We start from the raw sequence: 15,223 nt of genomic DNA, 5'->3' as shown, positions 1-15,223 counted from the left end.
CTACTCTTCTTCTATGGCTTGTGGTACTCCAATAAACTCACGGTAGGGGTCATTCGGATACGGCACTGCGTCGGCATTATGCTGGAACGGAATATCTGGATTGAACAGCTCTTCCAGTGTCTGTCGTAAAAAAAAAACAAATTGTGCTTTGATGTCTTCCAGTTCGGCACCTTCGGCAATATGCCGTCCGCCACGACCGCTCATGTAAAATAGCGGACCTTCCTTGCGGAGTTTGCGGGCAATGTATAAATTGGGTTCTACATCGCGTTTGCCCGTCACCTGCTCGTATACATAGGTGTAAAACAAGGTTTGAATCATGGCCTTGTTGCTTTTGGCTGACGCCGGTGCGAACAGCGTGTCCAATCCGTTGTACTTTACCTCGTCACGCCCCGTCTTGTAATCTACGATGCGCGTTTTGCCGTTCGCTTCATCCACCCGGTCAATGATGCCATATAGCTTCACCGTGCGAGGCTTGCCCTGTACCGTAATCGGGAACGCTAAGGAATAATCCCGCTCGTTTTCCAGTTCCACAATGCGCAGCGGAGCCACATGTGCGGCATCATATTGCAAAAACACGGCTGCATATTCCTCGGCCACCTTGAGCAGGATACGTTGCATGCTGTTGGGATTTTGTATCCTTCCAGACTCGCCATACAGTTCTTTCGACAACGCTTGCAGGCAGATTTTCGGCAGCGCCTTAATGTGCTGACGGATGTGTTGTGCGGTGATGGTGTCATTTTCCGTTTTCAGTTGTGCATAGACGTCTTCCATCGCCCGGTGCACCACGTTGCCCAGACGGTTCATCTCGAATTCTCCGGTCACCTTGGGCGGTTCCTTGATGCCCGCCACATATTTGAGGAAAAACAGCAGAGGCGATTGCAGGTAGGTGGTCAGCGCTGAGGCCGAAAGTTTCGGCCGGTCGGAATCCCTGTCGTCCAGGTAGCGGCTCAGTTTGTTCCATGCTGCCCCGGTTTTCGGCAAGCGGAGCGAAGGCGGGGCAGGTATCGTTTTGATGGACTGCTGCTGGTTGCGGTGTATAAAGGTGAAGCTGCTTTCGAATGCAAGTTGTCGTACAAACCGGCTCACCTCACCGCTGTTGCTGTCGTCCAATACGGCGTTGCACACTACTGTGATGTGCCGGGGATGGTGCAACAGGCGGTAGAACAGATAAGCCGAAAGCGCATCCTGGTTTTCCAGCACGGGCAGGCCATGAGCACGGCGGATGGAATCCGGGATAAATGTCGGCGCCGCGGAGATGCTGGGCAACGCCCCCTCATTTGCGCCGATGATATACACTTCATCGAAGTCTAGGCAACGGCTTTCCAGCAGCCCCATAATCTGTACGCCTTTCAGCGGCTCGCCCTCGATGGGGGCCGATACGCTTTGAAGTGCTTTGCGGATGAGTGCACACAGGAAGGGCATCGGCAACTCGGGGTTGTGGGCGAGTCCGTCCTGCAGTAGGTTAAGTGCCTTCTTCACGGCGAGGATGAGTACCGCTTCCATATGCCGGAGACTGTCCGTGCGTTGGCGGAACCGCAGCACACCATCCAGCAGGGCATGCAGTGCTTGGATTACGGCTGCATTGCCGGTGCGCCGCGTGAAATATTCCGGATAGCTGCCGGACCGCAATCCAAGTTCAGTAGCTGGCACTTCCAGCCATTCGTTGCTGTTTATCCGTTCCTGCAACGCCAAACGTTCGTCCAGTGATACGCCGCTTAGCGGGTGGGTGAGCATGGATTCTACATCCAGGTGGTGCACAAAGCGGCCCTGATTAGCGGCCAGTTGCCGCTGGGCGCCTAGCCACCCATCGATGTACCCGAACAGTGTGGATTGCGTCAGCGGATAACCCATGGTCACGTTGAAATGTATACCATCCGGTAAGCTTTGCAGCACCGGGATGAGCAAGCTCTCATCCGCAAGGATGATGGCCGTGCTGGTGGGTGTATCGCGGTCGGCCGGCCGGTTGGCCAGCAGGGTCGGCAGAAGCTTCGCTTGTGCCACTTTACCTGAGGTGGTGAACAACTCGATACGGTCGGTTTTGGCACCCAAGACAGCCGGGAATTCACCCAGCGCATGCCTCAACCCGTATTGCCGGATGTTTCTGCGGAGGAAGAGCCCGGCCTCTTGCAGGTCGTCATCAAGGTAATAGCTATCAGCATCGAAATAAAACAGTGCTTTACCAGTATCTTGCCATTGCGTAAACAACTTTACTTCGCAGCGGTTTAGGGCGTTGAAACCCACAAATGCGACCTGTATATAAGCGGCGAGGAAATCTGCGTTGGCGGCGCGCCCTTCCGCGAGGTCACGGTAGATTCCCGCCGTCGTTGCCAGTCGCTGCCGGGTCAGTTCTTCTTTAAACCGCTGGTAGAGCCGCGGCAGTCGCCCCCACAGCTGGAGGAACTTTTGCTGGATAGCCGTTTGCTTTCCCGCAGAGAATGATTCCCAAAACTGCCGCATGAAGCGCTGCTGTTCGGCCGAGAGGTGGGGGAACCGTTGCTGGAGCATAGCCATATCACGCAGTTCGGCGTAGACTTCTTCCGGTTGCACCAGGTCGTAGTCCAGTTGGGCAAAATCGCTCAGAATTGTTTCAGCCAGCGGATAAAATTCATCGGGCGTCTCCTCGGGCCGTCCCTCTTCGCGGAGCAGCGCGTTATGCAGCCGATGCAGGATGAAAAACTGGGTAAGTGGGCTAGCCTCCGGCGCGGCGGCCGATTGTCGGAGGAACTCCTGAATGGTGAAAAACGAAGGGCTCCATATTGGTTTTCCAGCCAGGTCGGCGAAGTGCTTTTGCAGGAACACGATGGGTCGCTTATTGGTAAGCACCACTGCCACGTCCTTCAGGTTGTCTCCAAACCGGGACAGCAAATCCGTTGCAACTTGTTGGAGAAATGAGGGCATAGGTTAAAATTCCCTCGCTCTTTTGATAACGACTTTATCCAGTTTAACTTCCAGCTTTGAATCCATACTTACTTCTTATACATACAAACTTAGCTAAAGTAGCTTCGCCATGCAAACTATTAACGCCTTTGAGTAGGTAGGCCCATACAATGCTATTCTATAGCATAGGCTATTTTTGTTACCTCATGGAATACATAGGATGATTACATCTCTACCAACTTGCCTGACATTCCATAATACACATACCCTTTTACATCCGGCATGCCCATTTCCCGCAGCATCAGCACGTAACCCGACACCTGCATGCGGTGGGCATCGTCTTCATGCTGCGTAAATTTGAAGTCCAGCACGATGGTTTCGTCTGCGCGTACCAGCACCTTATCAGGGCGCATGATGCGACCATTCGACAGGATGATGCTCCGTTCGTTCCAGTGTTCGTAATCACCGCTGAACCACTGTGCCAATTGCGGGTGGTTCAGCGTATCCGTAGCAAGCTTTCGCACATCGGCTAGGTCGTCTTCCGCAAGCAGGCCCCCTATTTGCAGGACCTCGAGGTGGGCATCCAACTCGTTCGCAGAAGCCAGCTCAGCCATCAGCGCGTGCAACAACTGGCCGTGGCGCTTGGCCGCATCCAGACGTACGATGTCCAGTTCAGCCTGAATTTCCGGCCGGGCGAGTTCTTCCTTCAGCCTGGCAGAGGCGGGATAGTGGCCAAAGGACCAGCCTGCGGAAACTGAGGCACGTTCCGTATCAGTGTCCGGCCGGGGGACATTTCCCAGCTGTATTCCGCTGCGGAACGGCACATCCCATTCGTCCACAATGCGGGGCAACACTTCCGAAATCAGGTCGCCGGCGAGCAGCGTATTGATTTCACTGTCGCCCTTCTTACCGGGCGCTGTTATGTAGAGGTGCTTGCGCGTGCGGGTAGTGGCCACATACAGCGTGTTGAGGGCGTCCATGTAATTGAAGAGCATTTCTTCAAAATATGCCCGGTAAAGGCGCGATTTGCCAAGGTCGCTTTTATATCTGACGGGGGTCTTGTGCAGCAGCGCATAGGGTGTATCTTCGGTGCCCACCCAGAAATTGCCGTTGATTCGCCCGTCGATTGGCCAGCTGCAAAACGGAATCATCACCACATCAAACGCCAGCCCTTTGGACTTGTGTATGGTCAAAACCTCCACGGCGTCCATACCCTCCGCAGCCGGCAATGCCTGGTCGATGCCCTCTTCTTCCCAGTAGGTTAAGAATGTCGGTATCCCGCGTTCTCCGTCGGCGGTAAACGTGGCAACGAGGTCGCGGAAGGCAAAGAGGTATGGGAGGCTGTCCTGGTTTTCCTGAAGTTTATACGCCACGATGAGCGACTCGACGAGTTCGGCCAGCGGCTGCTGCGACCATAGTTCCCAGTTGCTGCATAGCGGTTCGGGCAATAGCCCCATGAGTTCAGCAGGCTTGCAGGTGCTGATCCGTGCCCAGTCGTCGGGTAATACCGTGTCCCCAGGCCGTAGCAGCTGGCCGTAGAGGTACACGCAGTTTGCTATGTACAACGCCGAATCGGGCAGCTTTCCGACTAACGCACGCAGGGTGTCCATCAGCAGCCGGATGGCGGGATGGCCAGCCAAGGCTAGCGCGTCGCCCGAGATGATGTTGAATGCCACGGCCGATCCGCTTTGCTTATCGAGCAGGTACTGGATGATTTCCCGGGCTTCGCTATTGGTGCGCACGAGGATGCCGATCTGGCCCGGCTGATAAATGCCGGCCGATAGCCAGCCAGTGAGCGTGTCGGCTAGCCGGGTAAGTGCTTCGTCTTTTACCGCGCTGGCGCGCTGGTTGTTGTTTGTCACATCGATAAAATCAACCTGTACGGTGCCACCTACCTTCTTCCCCGAAGATGGCAATTTCTGGTGGCTATCCCGATAAGCCCGGATGATGGTGTCGTGATTGCCGGCTGGTTTCCACCACTGTTCATAGTGTTCCTCGCCCAGTTCAGTGAGTATGCGGTCGTTTAGACGTTGCTGTAGCCATTTTGGGGCTTGTTCGAAAACCGCATTGTTGAAGGAAACGATGTTTTCATGGCTGCGGTAATTGACCTCGAGCGTGTCGTTCCTGATGAGTAAAGCCGTGTCCGTTAGGTTGAATGCCGTGCCGATCTGTTGCTCCGCACGGTCCAGCAGAATGCGCCAGTCGCCATTGCGCCAGCGGTAGATGCTTTGCTTTACGTCGCCCACGATGAGGTGTTCGGCATGCTGGCCGGACGCATTTCCCATGGCGTTGATGAGCAGGGGGCGCAGGTTGTCCCATTGTCTGCGCGATGTATCCTGGAATTCGTCGAAGAGAAAATGCCGGAAGCGGCTGCCCGTCTTTTCCCAGATGAATGTCGGGTCGCCCGACTCGTTGATGCCGATGTTATTGAGCAGTATCTGGGCGTCGCTAATGAGTTGTGCGCCGTTATCGCGGCGCCACTCGGCAAGTAAGGTGCTCATCTCTTTGAGCAGGCGCAGGTAATAAAGATTTTCGTCGACAGCTTTGGCAAGGTAGTAGTCTCGGCTCTGTTCAGTATACAAGTTGTACAACCGCTCCAATATCGGATTCAGCTCGTTGTACAACACGGCCATCTGGCCGGTCAATCCACCTTTTTGCCATTCATCCGGCGCATGAATGTATTTCTCCAGTTTTTTAATGGTGTCATAAGGATTTTGTGCGGACAGGTTGGCCAGCTTGCCGAGCTGGTTGCGTGATTTGCCCGTCATATCCATCACATCCACACCGGAGGTCGTGAAGGTATCGGCTGCGCTTTTAAGCAGTTGTTCGAAGGCGTCTTCAAACTGGTCAATGGCAGTTTTGCAGTAGCTGTTGAGGCTGGCGAACAGTTCCTGTTCGGGAATGCCGGACACTGCTTTGTCGAAGTCCTGGAAATCCTCCTTGAAGATTTCCGAGGCCAGGTCGCTCAACGCCCGCCGGTAATTCCAGTTCTCATCCCGATCGATCTTCGACTTTGCGTAATCCATGACCCATTGCAACAGGTCGAGACGTTCATCCAGTAAGCGGTTAAGGCGGAGCACCAAGTCTTCCTTAACCTTTCGGATGTTCATTTCCAATTTATATCCGGCATCGATCCCCAGTTCGAACGTGAAGCCGCGGATGACCTTCTGCGTAAATCCGTCGATAGTACTCACGGCAAAGCGGCTGTAGTCGTGCAGGATATTGCGGTATACTTCCGCAGCACGCACGTGCAGGTAAGCGGCGTCCCACTGCGGATAAGCTTTCAGAAGCATCTTACGGTAACTGGCGGCCTTGTCTTCATGAAGCCCGTCTGCCGTGGCCAACGCTTCCAGCACTTCGAGTATCCGGCCCTTCATCTCCGCCGTTGCCTTGTTAGTGAAGGTTATAGCCAGTATCTCACGGTATTTGTTGTCTCCGGAAAACAGTAGCGTGAGGTAATGTGCAGTAAGGCTAAAGGTTTTGCCTGATCCAGCAGAAGCTTTTAATATGTTGAGTGGGGCTACGGTGGGCATCGTCCTGTGATTTCCGGGATGAAGATAGGGAATTTTGCGGATAGCCACACGTCGTATATGCTTGATTTGTTTCTTTGCCGTTACTTGTCTGTCTTAGTACTAGCTCAACAACGCGTTGACAACGTTTAGGAGCGCTTTACTTAGCTCCGAGTACGCCAACACCTCGCTGACACGGGATTGCTATATGCTAGTCGCCCGTCAATAGGGCGTCGGTAAACGGATCAGGGCGGATGGACGGCAAGCGCGAATCGAAGGTGCTTGCGCGCAAATACGGTCTATTCCTTATCCTTATCCTTATCCTCGCCATGGCCGGGCTGTGAATAGGAAGGGGGGTCGCTGGCGGGAAAGGTTTGCTCCACCTCCTCGTCTATCCTGCGCTCCTGTTTTTCTTTCTTTTCTTGGTTTTCCGTTTTCTTATCTCCAACGCTTTCTTTGTTTTCCGGCGTTTTTTTGCTGTCGTTGTTCATGGCTATATATTTTGGTGCATGGAATATTTTGTAGGGAAAACAATCCAGAACGATCGTTGTTTTGTTCGGATTTTGAATCAACGTTTAAAGACATTGCACCGGCCACGCCTACAAAAAGAGCGCCTGCTTTTTATACGGTGGTTCATGTGCCAGCAGCCACTTTTTGCGCCAAAGGCCACCGGCATATCCGGTTAGCGAGCCGTCGCTACCGATGACGCGGTGGCAGGCTACCGCAATCGAAAAGGGAATGTGTGGATTAATGCTTCCTGATATTCCATAGGCAATAGGACTGAATTTTCGCCGCGTGCTTAGTGATTTATTACCTTTGCCGTAGCATGCAGCGCCCTCCGCACCCCATCTATAATATTCCGTTTGCGTTACTTTGCCTGAGCTCGCTCCTTTTTTCAGCCAGCTTCAATATGTTGATTCCGGAGTTGCCAGCTTACCTAAGCAGTATAGGAGGCGGAGAATACAAAGGGCTGATCATTGCCCTCTTTACGCTAACGGCGGGGATCTCCCGTCCGTTCAGCGGTAAGTTGACGGATACCGTCGGCCGCGTGCCGGTGATGGCTGTGGGCTCTATTGTCTGCTTTGTATGCGGTTTTCTGTATCCGGTACTCGGCAGCGTCGCCGGCTTCCTGTTTCTCCGTCTGGTCCATGGTTTTTCCACCGGGTTTAAGCCCACGGCTACCGCAGCCTATGTCGCCGATGTGGTGCCCCGCGAGCGGTTGGGTGAAGCAGCTGGCATCCACGGGGTAAGCTTCAGCATGGGCATGGCTATCGGCCCGGCGGTAGGCAGTGCCATCAGCCAGCATTATCCATAGACGCCCTTTTTTACTGTTCGTCGGCTTTCGCGCTACTTTCCATCGTCATTCTGATGAATATGAAGGAGACGTTGCCCAAGGCACAGCGGCAACGGCTGCGATTGTCATCTTTTCGGATCGCACGTACAGACATAATTGATGGTCGGGTGCTCCCGGCTGCGATTGTTACGTTCTTGTCTTATGTCGCATATGGAGTTATTCTCACCTTGATCCCGGACTGGACCGGGCACCTGGGATCAGCCAACCGCGGATTATTTTTTGTGGCCTACACCATAGCTTCTTTGTTCATCCGTTTTGCAGCTGGGAGACTTTCCGACCGTTATGGACGGGTGGTGGTCATCAGGTACGGACTTGTCATGCTCGTGTTGTCCTTGTGCGTATTGGGATGGGGCGATAGCCTATTCTGGCTGATGGCTGGAGCGGCCGGTTATGGTGTCGCTACCGGGATTTTATCTCCGGCGATAAATGCGTGGACAATCGATCTTGGCCATCCGAAGCACCGTGGTAAAGCGGTGGCGACCATGTATATTGCACTCGAAGCCGGTATTGGTACCGGAGCATTGGCAGCGGGATGGATATACCACGATGCGATCGCACGGATACCTTTTATCTTATATGGAACTGCAGGCGTCGCTTTGGTCGCCTGGATATATTTGTTTAGTTACCGTAATACCGGCGATGAAAAGGAAACAACATGTTTCCGATAGTATATCAGCGTACGTTGGGAGACCTTAAAGTCACTGCATATCGAAGAGGTGCTTTTCGGCGTGGTAGGATGAGCGCACCAACGGGCCGCTTTCTACGTATTTAAAGCCCATTCGTAGCCCGATTTCTTGGTAATACTTGAATTGATCGGGCGTGATCCACTCAACCACCGGGTGGTGTGCTTTGGTGGGTTGTAGGTATTGGCCCAACGTGAGGATATGCACCCCAGCTTCGTAGAGGTCGGTCATCGTTTCGATGACATCAGCTTCGGACTCGCCAAAGCCGAGCATAATGCCTGACTTGGTGCGAAGGCCTGCCGCTGATATACGGCGCAGGCATTCGAGGCTGCGGTCGTATTTGGCTTGTATACGCACTTCGCGGGTGAGGCGCCGGACAGTTTCGAGGTTATGCGATACGACTTCGGGGCGCACGGCCAATACGCGCTCAAGGTTTTCCCAAACGCCCTTAAAATCGGGAATTAGCGTTTCCAGCGTGGTTTCTGGGCTTTCACGGCGGATGGCATTTACGGTTTCAGCCCAGATGATGGACCCGCCGTCCTTAAGATCATCACGGTCTACCGAGGTGATGACGCAATGTTTCACCTGCATCAGTTTTACTGATTGGGCCACCCGGTTGGGTTCATCGAGGTCGACCGCCAGCGGCCGCCCTGTAGCGACAGCACAAAATGAGCAGGAGCGCGTACAGATATTGCCCAATATCATGAATGTTGCGGTACCTGCCCCCCAGCATTCCCCCATGTTGGGGCAATTGCCGCTTTCGCAGATGGTATGAAGTTTATGTTCATCCACCAAGCTGCGGACATGCCGGTATTCCTTGCCTACAGGTAGTTTTACGCGCAACCAATCGGGCTTGCGCTGCAATTGGTTTGCCGGGATCACGGGAAGTTCGATCATAATTACAAAGTTAGCGATTAATCTTGAAATTCCGGAAACCGGGTGTTCGCGGCAAAATAATCTGACGCAGTACCAACATTCGAGTCCAAACCGGTTATATATGAATAATAGCTCGCTTCTTTAAGCCAATCCGGCCAAGACGGACGCCACGCCTATGTAAGCCATTGAGGCCACTACCGCGATGCCAAGCGCCGTGAGCCAGCGGGGGTGGCGGTATGCTGTGCCTACAATAGCGTGTTTGTTTGCGGCGATAAGCATCACGCCTAATGCTAAAGGAAGAATCAGTCCATTCACGGCACCGGCGAAGATCAAAACCTGTACCGGTTTCCCGATGGCGGTAAATGTAGCGGTTGAAACAAGGATGAATCCGATAATGAGCCGATGTTCGTGCCTCAACAGTTTCGGATGGAGGCTTTTCAAAAAGGAGACCGACGTATAAGCGGCGCCAACAACCGAGGATATAGCGGCACACCAAAGCACGATACCGAACACAAAGTGACCGATTTCGCCGGAAGCGATCCGGAATACCGATCCGGCAGGATTTGCCGCATCGAGTGCAACGCCGTGGGCCACTACACCGAGTGCTGCCAGAAAAAGAACCGTCCGCATAACCGAGGCAAGGCCGATCGCCGAAACAGCACTTCGGTCGGCACTCTTCACGTGGGATAGCCCTTTGACGCCTGCGTCGATAAGCCGATGTGCACCGGCGAACGTGATGTAACCACCCACAGTGCCACCCACCAGCGTCAGGATAGCATGAAAGTTTATCCGGCTCGGCATCACCGTTTCCCGCAGGACATCTCCCAACGGGGGATTAGACTTCCACGCGACATACAGTATCAGTCCGATCATCAGCATCCCTAGTATTTTGATCAGCCAATCCATCGCAACGGCGGCATGCCGTGCCATGAAGATGCCTATGGCGAGCAAGCAACTAACTGCTGCACCTAAGCGGGGGTCTAATCCGGTTAGTATCTCAATGCCCAGCCCCGCACCGGCAATGTTGCCGATATTGAATGCAAGTCCGCCAAAAACGATCAGGCCAGCAAGGATGTAGCCCAAGCCTGGGAAAACATCGTTGGCGATGTCCTGCGCACGTCGCTGTGAAACGACGATAACCCGCCAGATGTTGAGCTGGGCGATGATGTCGAGGATAATGGTCACTAAGATCACGAAGCCAAAGCTTGCGAGAAGTTGCTCGGTGAACACCGCTGTCTGGGTGAGAAAGCCCGGCCCGACAGCAGACGTTGCCACGAGGAACGCTGCTGCTACAATCGAATTGCGGGTAGTTCGTCGGTTCATCGGGTTGTCGGTTGGATCTTTACCTGTGCTCGTTGCAAGTATGTATGAACAGCTTTAGCGAACGACAAGGCATACGGGCTGTCGCTATGGATGCATAGGGTTTCCGCAGTTAGGGATACCGGGGTGCCGTCTGCGGAAATGGCTTGGTGATGAAATACGAGGGATGTCACCTGCGCAATGGCGGCCGCCTCATTGCCGATTATGCTGCCGGCATGGCCGCGCGGGGTTAACGAGCCGTCGCTTTGATAGGTGCGGTCTGCAAAAACCTCGTTTGCCACCGCAATCCCAGCACGTTGAGCGGCGTGGATCAACTCACTGCCGGATAAGCCGTATAAGACAAGCCGCGGATCAAAATCGACGATGGTTTGGACGATGGCCTCGGCAAGCTTCCGATCAACGGCGGCCATATTATACAGCGCGCCGTGAGGCTTTACATGATTCAGTGCAAGCCCCTCGGCTTTCACGAAGGCGTGGAGGGCCCCGATTTGGTAAAGCGTGACCCGATAGGCTTCTTGAGGCGTGATGGGCTGTGGCCGCCGACCGAAACTGCCCCGGTCGGGCAGTCCGGGATGGGCACCGATAGCAATGCCCCGCCGCACCGCCGCCTGTACCGTGTCTTGCATGATGGCCGGACTTCCCGCATGGAATCCACAGGCGATGTTTATGGAAGACACATAGTCCATCAACGCCACATCGAGGCCCTGGCCATTATTGGGCCCGAGCCCTTCTCCCATATCACAGTTGATGTCAATGGTATGCATGTCTAATTTTTACAAAAATATAATTGCAGGTGGAAAATTTCCATTTATTTCCAGAATTGCCTGATTTATCGAAAATGCGCGCTCGGCAAACAGAAGTTGGCGACCTTGTTTTCGGTAAAAAGCCTACATTTGTATGGCTATGGAGCTTGAATGCGGTTCCAAAGGCCGCTTGTAGAAGTTTAACCATATCGTGAAATACCTCCCCTTAAATGAGTATGCCGTGACCGTTTATTTCGGTGAGCTGCCCGATGAAGAGACGAGATCGGAGATAGCCCGTTTAGACGCAGCGTTGCAAGCCCGCCCTTTTCCCGGGTTAGTTGAGGCGGTGCCAGCATACGTGTCACTTACTGTTTATTACGACGCCTTGCAAGTGAACCGTCAACAGGTAATCCGGTTTTTAGAAGAGTTGTCGCAAACAGCGGAAAACACTGAGGCGCCAGAGGGTATGACCGTGAATATTCCTGTATGTTATGGCGGACAATACGGCCCTGACCTATCATTTGTAGCTGACCACAATGCGTTGAGCGAAGCGGAGATTATCGATATCCATTCTTCGGCTACATACAGGGTGCATATGATTGGATTCATGCCCGGATTTCCGTACCTTGGCGGTATGTCCCCTCGCATAGCTGCACCACGGATGGCTACGCCGCGACCACAGGTTTTGGCTGGCTCTGTCGGCATTGCTGGGGAGCAGACTGGTGTCTACCCATTTACTTCGCCCGGCGGTTGGCAACTTATCGGTCGCACTCCCTTCCGGTTGTTTGATATCCGCCGGCCTTCCCCCTCGTTGTTGACCGCTGGGCAGCTGGTGCGATTCTGTCCCATTGATACGGAAACGTTTGAAGACCAAGTTAGGATAGCTGATCATGCAGATTGAAGTTATATCACCGGGAATGCTTGTCACGTTGCAGGACCAAGGGCGCACCGGACACCGGAGGGCGGGGGTGCCGGCGGCGGGCTGCATGGACCCTGTGGCGGCTGCTATCGCTAATTCGCTGGTGGGAAACGACCGAAACGACGCTGTCATTGAAATGGCCTATGGTGGGGCGGTCTTCCTGGCAGTTTCAGATTTATTGATTGCGATTTGCGGCGGAGGGTGCGAGCTACGCATCGGCAGCCGTACGCTCCCTTCCTGGCGACCTGTGTTCGTGCCGGCCGGTTCGCGTCTGTCGTTTACATCCGCGTCTACCCAGATCTACAGCTACCTCGCGATAGCAGGCGGATGGCACTGTCCTGTTGTTTTGGAAAGCCGGAGCACATATCTTTTTGCAGCGTTCGGCGGAATGGAAGGGCGGGGTTTGCGCAAGGGGGACAGGTTAGCCAATCAACCGCGGATATCTAGCGCTTCGCAGGCATTGCTCTTGCACTTGGCAAATGGGGCCGAACCGACATATCCGAATTGGGGAGTGAACCCGTCAGCACTGGCGGCGTATGGCTCTGGAGTAATTCGGTTTATAAAAGGACACGAGTACCAGTGGTTTTCAGCGTCCTCGATACGATGTTTTGAAAAGTCGACTTTTGTGGTCAGCCGGCAATCCAACAGGATGGGGTATACGTTGAAAGGGCCGTCATTGAAGCGGGGGGGGAAGCGCGAACTATATTCCACGGCTGTGGTTACAGGCACCATACAGGTTACGGCTGCAGGTGACGTCATTGTGCTAATGGCTGATAGCCAGACGACCGGTGGTTATCCACGCATCGGCCAGGTTGCGGCCGTGGATATCTCCGTTTTTGCACAGCTTCGCCCTGGGGACGCGATTCGTTTTGTCCCGATAGACTTGGATGAAGCCGAAACACTTTACCTGAGGCAACAGTATGGACTTGCCAGGCTGAAAAATGTTTTGTCTTTGGTCGACAAGCCTTACACGGAGGAGTAGGAGCCGTTGTCACAGCTCCTCTAATTTCTCTGCGGTTACCTCAGCCTTGATCTTGGATTCCAGCTCGTCCATAAGGTCCGGGTTGTCTAACAGCAGATTTTTTACGGCATCGCGCCCCTGGCCGAGTTTTGTATCGCCGTAACTGAACCAGGATCCTGATTTCTTGATGATGTTGAAATCGACCCCCAGGTCAATGATTTCCCCAGCCTTGGAGATTCCTTCGCCGAAAAGGATGTCGAACTCGGCAATCCGAAAAGGCGGGGCCACTTTGTTTTTTACGATTTTGACTTTTACGCGGTTTCCCGACACCTCGTCTGCATCCTTAATTTGCGCCATGCGACGAATGTCCAGCCTTACCGAGGCGTAGAATTTGAGTGCATTGCCGCCCGTTGTCGTTTCCGGGTTGCCGAACATCACCCCGATTTTTTCCCGTAGCTGGTTGATAAAGATACAGCAGCAGTTGGTCTTGGAGATGGTTCCGGTAAGTTTACGGAGTGCTTGAGACATCAAACGGGCTTGAAGGCCCATTTTCGAGTCGCCCATCTCACCCTCGATTTCGCCTTTTGGAACTAGTGCAGCGACAGAGTCAATAACGATAACGTCGATTGCTCCGGACCGGATCAGGTTGTCGGCGATCTCCAACGCCTGCTCGCCATTGTCCGGCTGAGAAATCAGTAGGTTTTCGATGTCAACGCCCAGCTTTTTTGCATAGTATTTATCGAAGGCATGTTCGGCATCAATGATGGCCGCGATGCCACCCTTTTTCTGCGCTTCTGCAATAATATGGGTTGCTAAGGTGGTTTTTCCGGAAGACTCCGGTCCGTATATCTCGATCACGCGTCCTTTTGGCACGCCACCGATCCCCAACGCAATATCCAGCCCGATTGAACCGGTTGAAATTGCATCAATTGGTTCCACGGCTGAATCGCCAAGCTTCATTATGGTGCCTTTGCCATAGGACTTTTCCAGTTTATCTAAGGTGAGCTGTAACGCCTTCAGTTTTTCTTGATTGCTCATGTTTTTAGTTGTTATTCGGTCAAAGGTAAATTTTTATTCAATAAATTACTAATTTTTTTCGTTTTCGTCGGCTCAGGCTGACTTATCAGTTGGTTGCGTTTTTGCTGTAGACGCGGGTTTACGGCCTATTGCTTTCTCGTAATAGCTACAAATCCACGTAATCGGACATTTTTCGCATCTTGGCCTGCGGGCTACACAGGTGTATCGTCCATGTAAAATTAGCCAATGATGCGCAATTGCCAAAGTATCTTTCGGTAAATTTTTTACCAATTGTTTTTCTACGGCAAGCGGGGTTTTGGCATTGGTGAGCCCGATGCGGTTTGCTACCCGGAATACATGCGTATCCACGGCAATGGCCGGAGCTTGATAGACAACCGAGGCAATTACATTGGCTGTTTTACGTCCGACGCCCGGGAGCTGCTGGAGATCAGCTGTATTGTGCGGTACGACGCCGCCGAATTCGCTAATCAGTTTTTGCGCCATGCCCACCAAATGCTTTGCTTTGTTGTTTGGATAACTCACGCTGCGGATGTATGTATATACTTCCTCAGGGGAACTGGCCGCCAGGCTTTCCGCGTCGGGAAAGCGGCTGAATAGTGCCGGCGTTACCTGATTGATTCGCTTGTCCGTGCATTGTGCTGAAAGAATGACCGCAACCAGTAACTCGTAAGGATTGCTGTAATTTAGTTCAGTCCGCGCGTCTGGATTGTGGGTGGAAAAATAGGTCACAAACGCCCGGTATCGTTCCTTTTTGAGCATAGCGCTATTCCTCTTACATCGGTGCGCGACGGGTTTTAGAGTAGGCGGTAATTTTATTGATGCTTCTGGTTTGCGGTTGTAAAAGCAAAGTGTTCATTTTGCTTTTAAGAAGGTCATAAAACAGTTTGTCATCAGAGTCCAGCCGGAGAATGTCCCTGTCCAATGTTTTGACGATTCCATTGGT

The 15,223-nt window shown here is 53.2% G+C and carries 13 protein-coding genes; 4 read left to right on the top strand and 9 right to left on the bottom strand.

The features are described 5' to 3' along the window. The 4 genes from ACFOET_RS12535 to ACFOET_RS12520 form a co-directional block, all read right to left on the bottom strand. Entirely contained in the window at positions 1-2,898 is a 2,898-nt protein-coding gene (locus ACFOET_RS12535; protein WP_379023126.1) for a PD-(D/E)XK nuclease family protein, read from the bottom strand. Positions 2,899-3,101: 203 nt separating this feature from the next. Further along, complete coding sequence (locus ACFOET_RS12530; RefSeq protein WP_379023124.1) at positions 3,102-6,458, bottom strand: UvrD-helicase domain-containing protein; 3,357 nt, start codon at positions 6,456-6,458, stop codon at positions 3,102-3,104. Positions 6,459-6,685: 227 nt separating this feature from the next. Then, positions 6,686-6,877, bottom strand: coding sequence for a hypothetical protein (locus ACFOET_RS12525; RefSeq protein ID WP_379023122.1), 192 nt, complete (start codon positions 6,875-6,877; stop codon positions 6,686-6,688). A 108-nt stretch (positions 6,878-6,985) separates the two neighbouring features. Further along, the gene (locus tag ACFOET_RS12520) at positions 6,986-7,138 is read right to left on the bottom strand and encodes a methylated-DNA--[protein]-cysteine S-methyltransferase (RefSeq protein ID WP_379023208.1); all 153 of its coding nucleotides are present in this window, start codon (positions 7,136-7,138) and stop codon (positions 6,986-6,988) included. A gap of 74 nt (positions 7,139-7,212) precedes the next feature. Here ACFOET_RS12520 and ACFOET_RS12515 point away from each other — a divergent pair, with 74 nt between their 5' ends. After that, positions 7,213-7,701, top strand: coding sequence for an MFS transporter (locus tag ACFOET_RS12515; RefSeq protein WP_379023120.1), 489 nt, complete (start codon positions 7,213-7,215; stop codon positions 7,699-7,701). A 53-nt stretch (positions 7,702-7,754) separates the two neighbouring features. Beyond that, positions 7,755-8,408 carry an MFS transporter gene (locus tag ACFOET_RS12510; protein ID WP_379023118.1) on the top strand — a complete coding sequence of 218 codons (654 nt, stop codon included), beginning with the start codon at positions 7,755-7,757 and terminating at the stop codon, positions 8,406-8,408. Positions 8,409-8,438: 30 nt separating this feature from the next. Here the strand turns inward: ACFOET_RS12510 and lipA are convergent, their stop codons facing one another. From lipA to ACFOET_RS12495, 3 genes are all read right to left on the bottom strand, one after another. Continuing rightward, a complete protein-coding gene (gene lipA / locus ACFOET_RS12505; RefSeq protein WP_379023116.1) occupies positions 8,439-9,320 on the bottom strand; it encodes a lipoyl synthase in 882 nt (293 codons plus the stop codon). 120 nt (positions 9,321-9,440) lie between these two features. Continuing rightward, a complete protein-coding gene (locus tag ACFOET_RS12500) occupies positions 9,441-10,622 on the bottom strand; it encodes an NRAMP family divalent metal transporter (protein ID WP_379023114.1) in 1,182 nt (393 codons plus the stop codon). Further along, positions 10,619-11,383, bottom strand: a complete 765-nt coding sequence (locus tag ACFOET_RS12495) for a 5-oxoprolinase subunit PxpA (protein ID WP_379023112.1) — start codon at positions 11,381-11,383, stop codon at positions 10,619-10,621. Before ACFOET_RS12495 ends, ACFOET_RS12500 begins: the two co-directional genes overlap by 4 nt. 190 nt (positions 11,384-11,573) lie before the next feature. Between ACFOET_RS12495 and pxpB the strand changes: the two genes are divergently transcribed. Both pxpB and ACFOET_RS12485 read left to right on the top strand, forming a co-directional pair. Next, complete coding sequence (gene pxpB / locus ACFOET_RS12490) at positions 11,574-12,263, top strand: 5-oxoprolinase subunit PxpB (protein WP_379023110.1); 690 nt, start codon at positions 11,574-11,576, stop codon at positions 12,261-12,263. Beyond that, positions 12,253-13,263 carry a 5-oxoprolinase subunit C family protein gene (locus tag ACFOET_RS12485; RefSeq protein ID WP_379023108.1) on the top strand — a complete coding sequence of 337 codons (1,011 nt, stop codon included), beginning with the start codon at positions 12,253-12,255 and terminating at the stop codon, positions 13,261-13,263. The genes pxpB and ACFOET_RS12485 overlap by 11 nt, the downstream gene beginning before the upstream one ends. Before the next feature lie 9 nt (positions 13,264-13,272). Here ACFOET_RS12485 and recA read toward each other — a convergent pair whose 3' ends face one another. Together recA and nth are read right to left on the bottom strand one after the other, a co-directional pair. Then, on the bottom strand, positions 13,273-14,280 hold the full coding sequence (recA, locus tag ACFOET_RS12480) for a recombinase RecA (protein WP_379023106.1): 1,008 nt from the start codon (positions 14,278-14,280) through the stop codon (positions 13,273-13,275). A gap of 72 nt (positions 14,281-14,352) precedes the next feature. Next, positions 14,353-15,039, bottom strand: coding sequence for an endonuclease III (gene nth, locus ACFOET_RS12475; RefSeq protein ID WP_379023104.1), 687 nt, complete (start codon positions 15,037-15,039; stop codon positions 14,353-14,355). Positions 15,040-15,223 lie beyond the last annotated feature (184 nt).

It is taken from the genome of Parapedobacter deserti (genome assembly GCF_042646065.1).
Lineage (GTDB): Bacteria > Bacteroidota > Bacteroidia > Sphingobacteriales > Sphingobacteriaceae > Parapedobacter > Parapedobacter deserti.
The sequence above is the reverse complement of the archived record's forward strand: the minus strand, read 5'-3'. Positions and strand labels throughout refer to the sequence as shown.

Coding starts and splice junctions, on each gene's coding strand:
- ACFOET_RS12515 (WP_379023120.1), top strand. CDS start 7,213: ATGCAGCGCCCTCCGCACCCCATCTATAATATTCCGTTTGCGTTACTT.
- ACFOET_RS12510 (WP_379023118.1), top strand. CDS start 7,755: ATGAATATGAAGGAGACGTTGCCCAAGGCACAGCGGCAACGGCTGCGA.
- lipA (WP_379023116.1), bottom strand. CDS start 9,320: ATGATCGAACTTCCCGTGATCCCGGCAAACCAATTGCAGCGCAAGCCC.
- nth (WP_379023104.1), bottom strand. CDS start 15,039: ATGCTCAAAAAGGAACGATACCGGGCGTTTGTGACCTATTTTTCCACC.
- ACFOET_RS12500 (WP_379023114.1), bottom strand. CDS start 10,622: ATGAACCGACGAACTACCCGCAATTCGATTGTAGCAGCAGCGTTCCTC.
- recA (WP_379023106.1), bottom strand. CDS start 14,280: ATGAGCAATCAAGAAAAACTGAAGGCGTTACAGCTCACCTTAGATAAA.
- ACFOET_RS12535 (WP_379023126.1), bottom strand. CDS start 2,898: ATGCCCTCATTTCTCCAACAAGTTGCAACGGATTTGCTGTCCCGGTTT.
- ACFOET_RS12525 (WP_379023122.1), bottom strand. CDS start 6,877: ATGAACAACGACAGCAAAAAAACGCCGGAAAACAAAGAAAGCGTTGGA.
- ACFOET_RS12485 (WP_379023108.1), top strand. CDS start 12,253: ATGCAGATTGAAGTTATATCACCGGGAATGCTTGTCACGTTGCAGGAC.
- ACFOET_RS12495 (WP_379023112.1), bottom strand. CDS start 11,383: ATGCATACCATTGACATCAACTGTGATATGGGAGAAGGGCTCGGGCCC.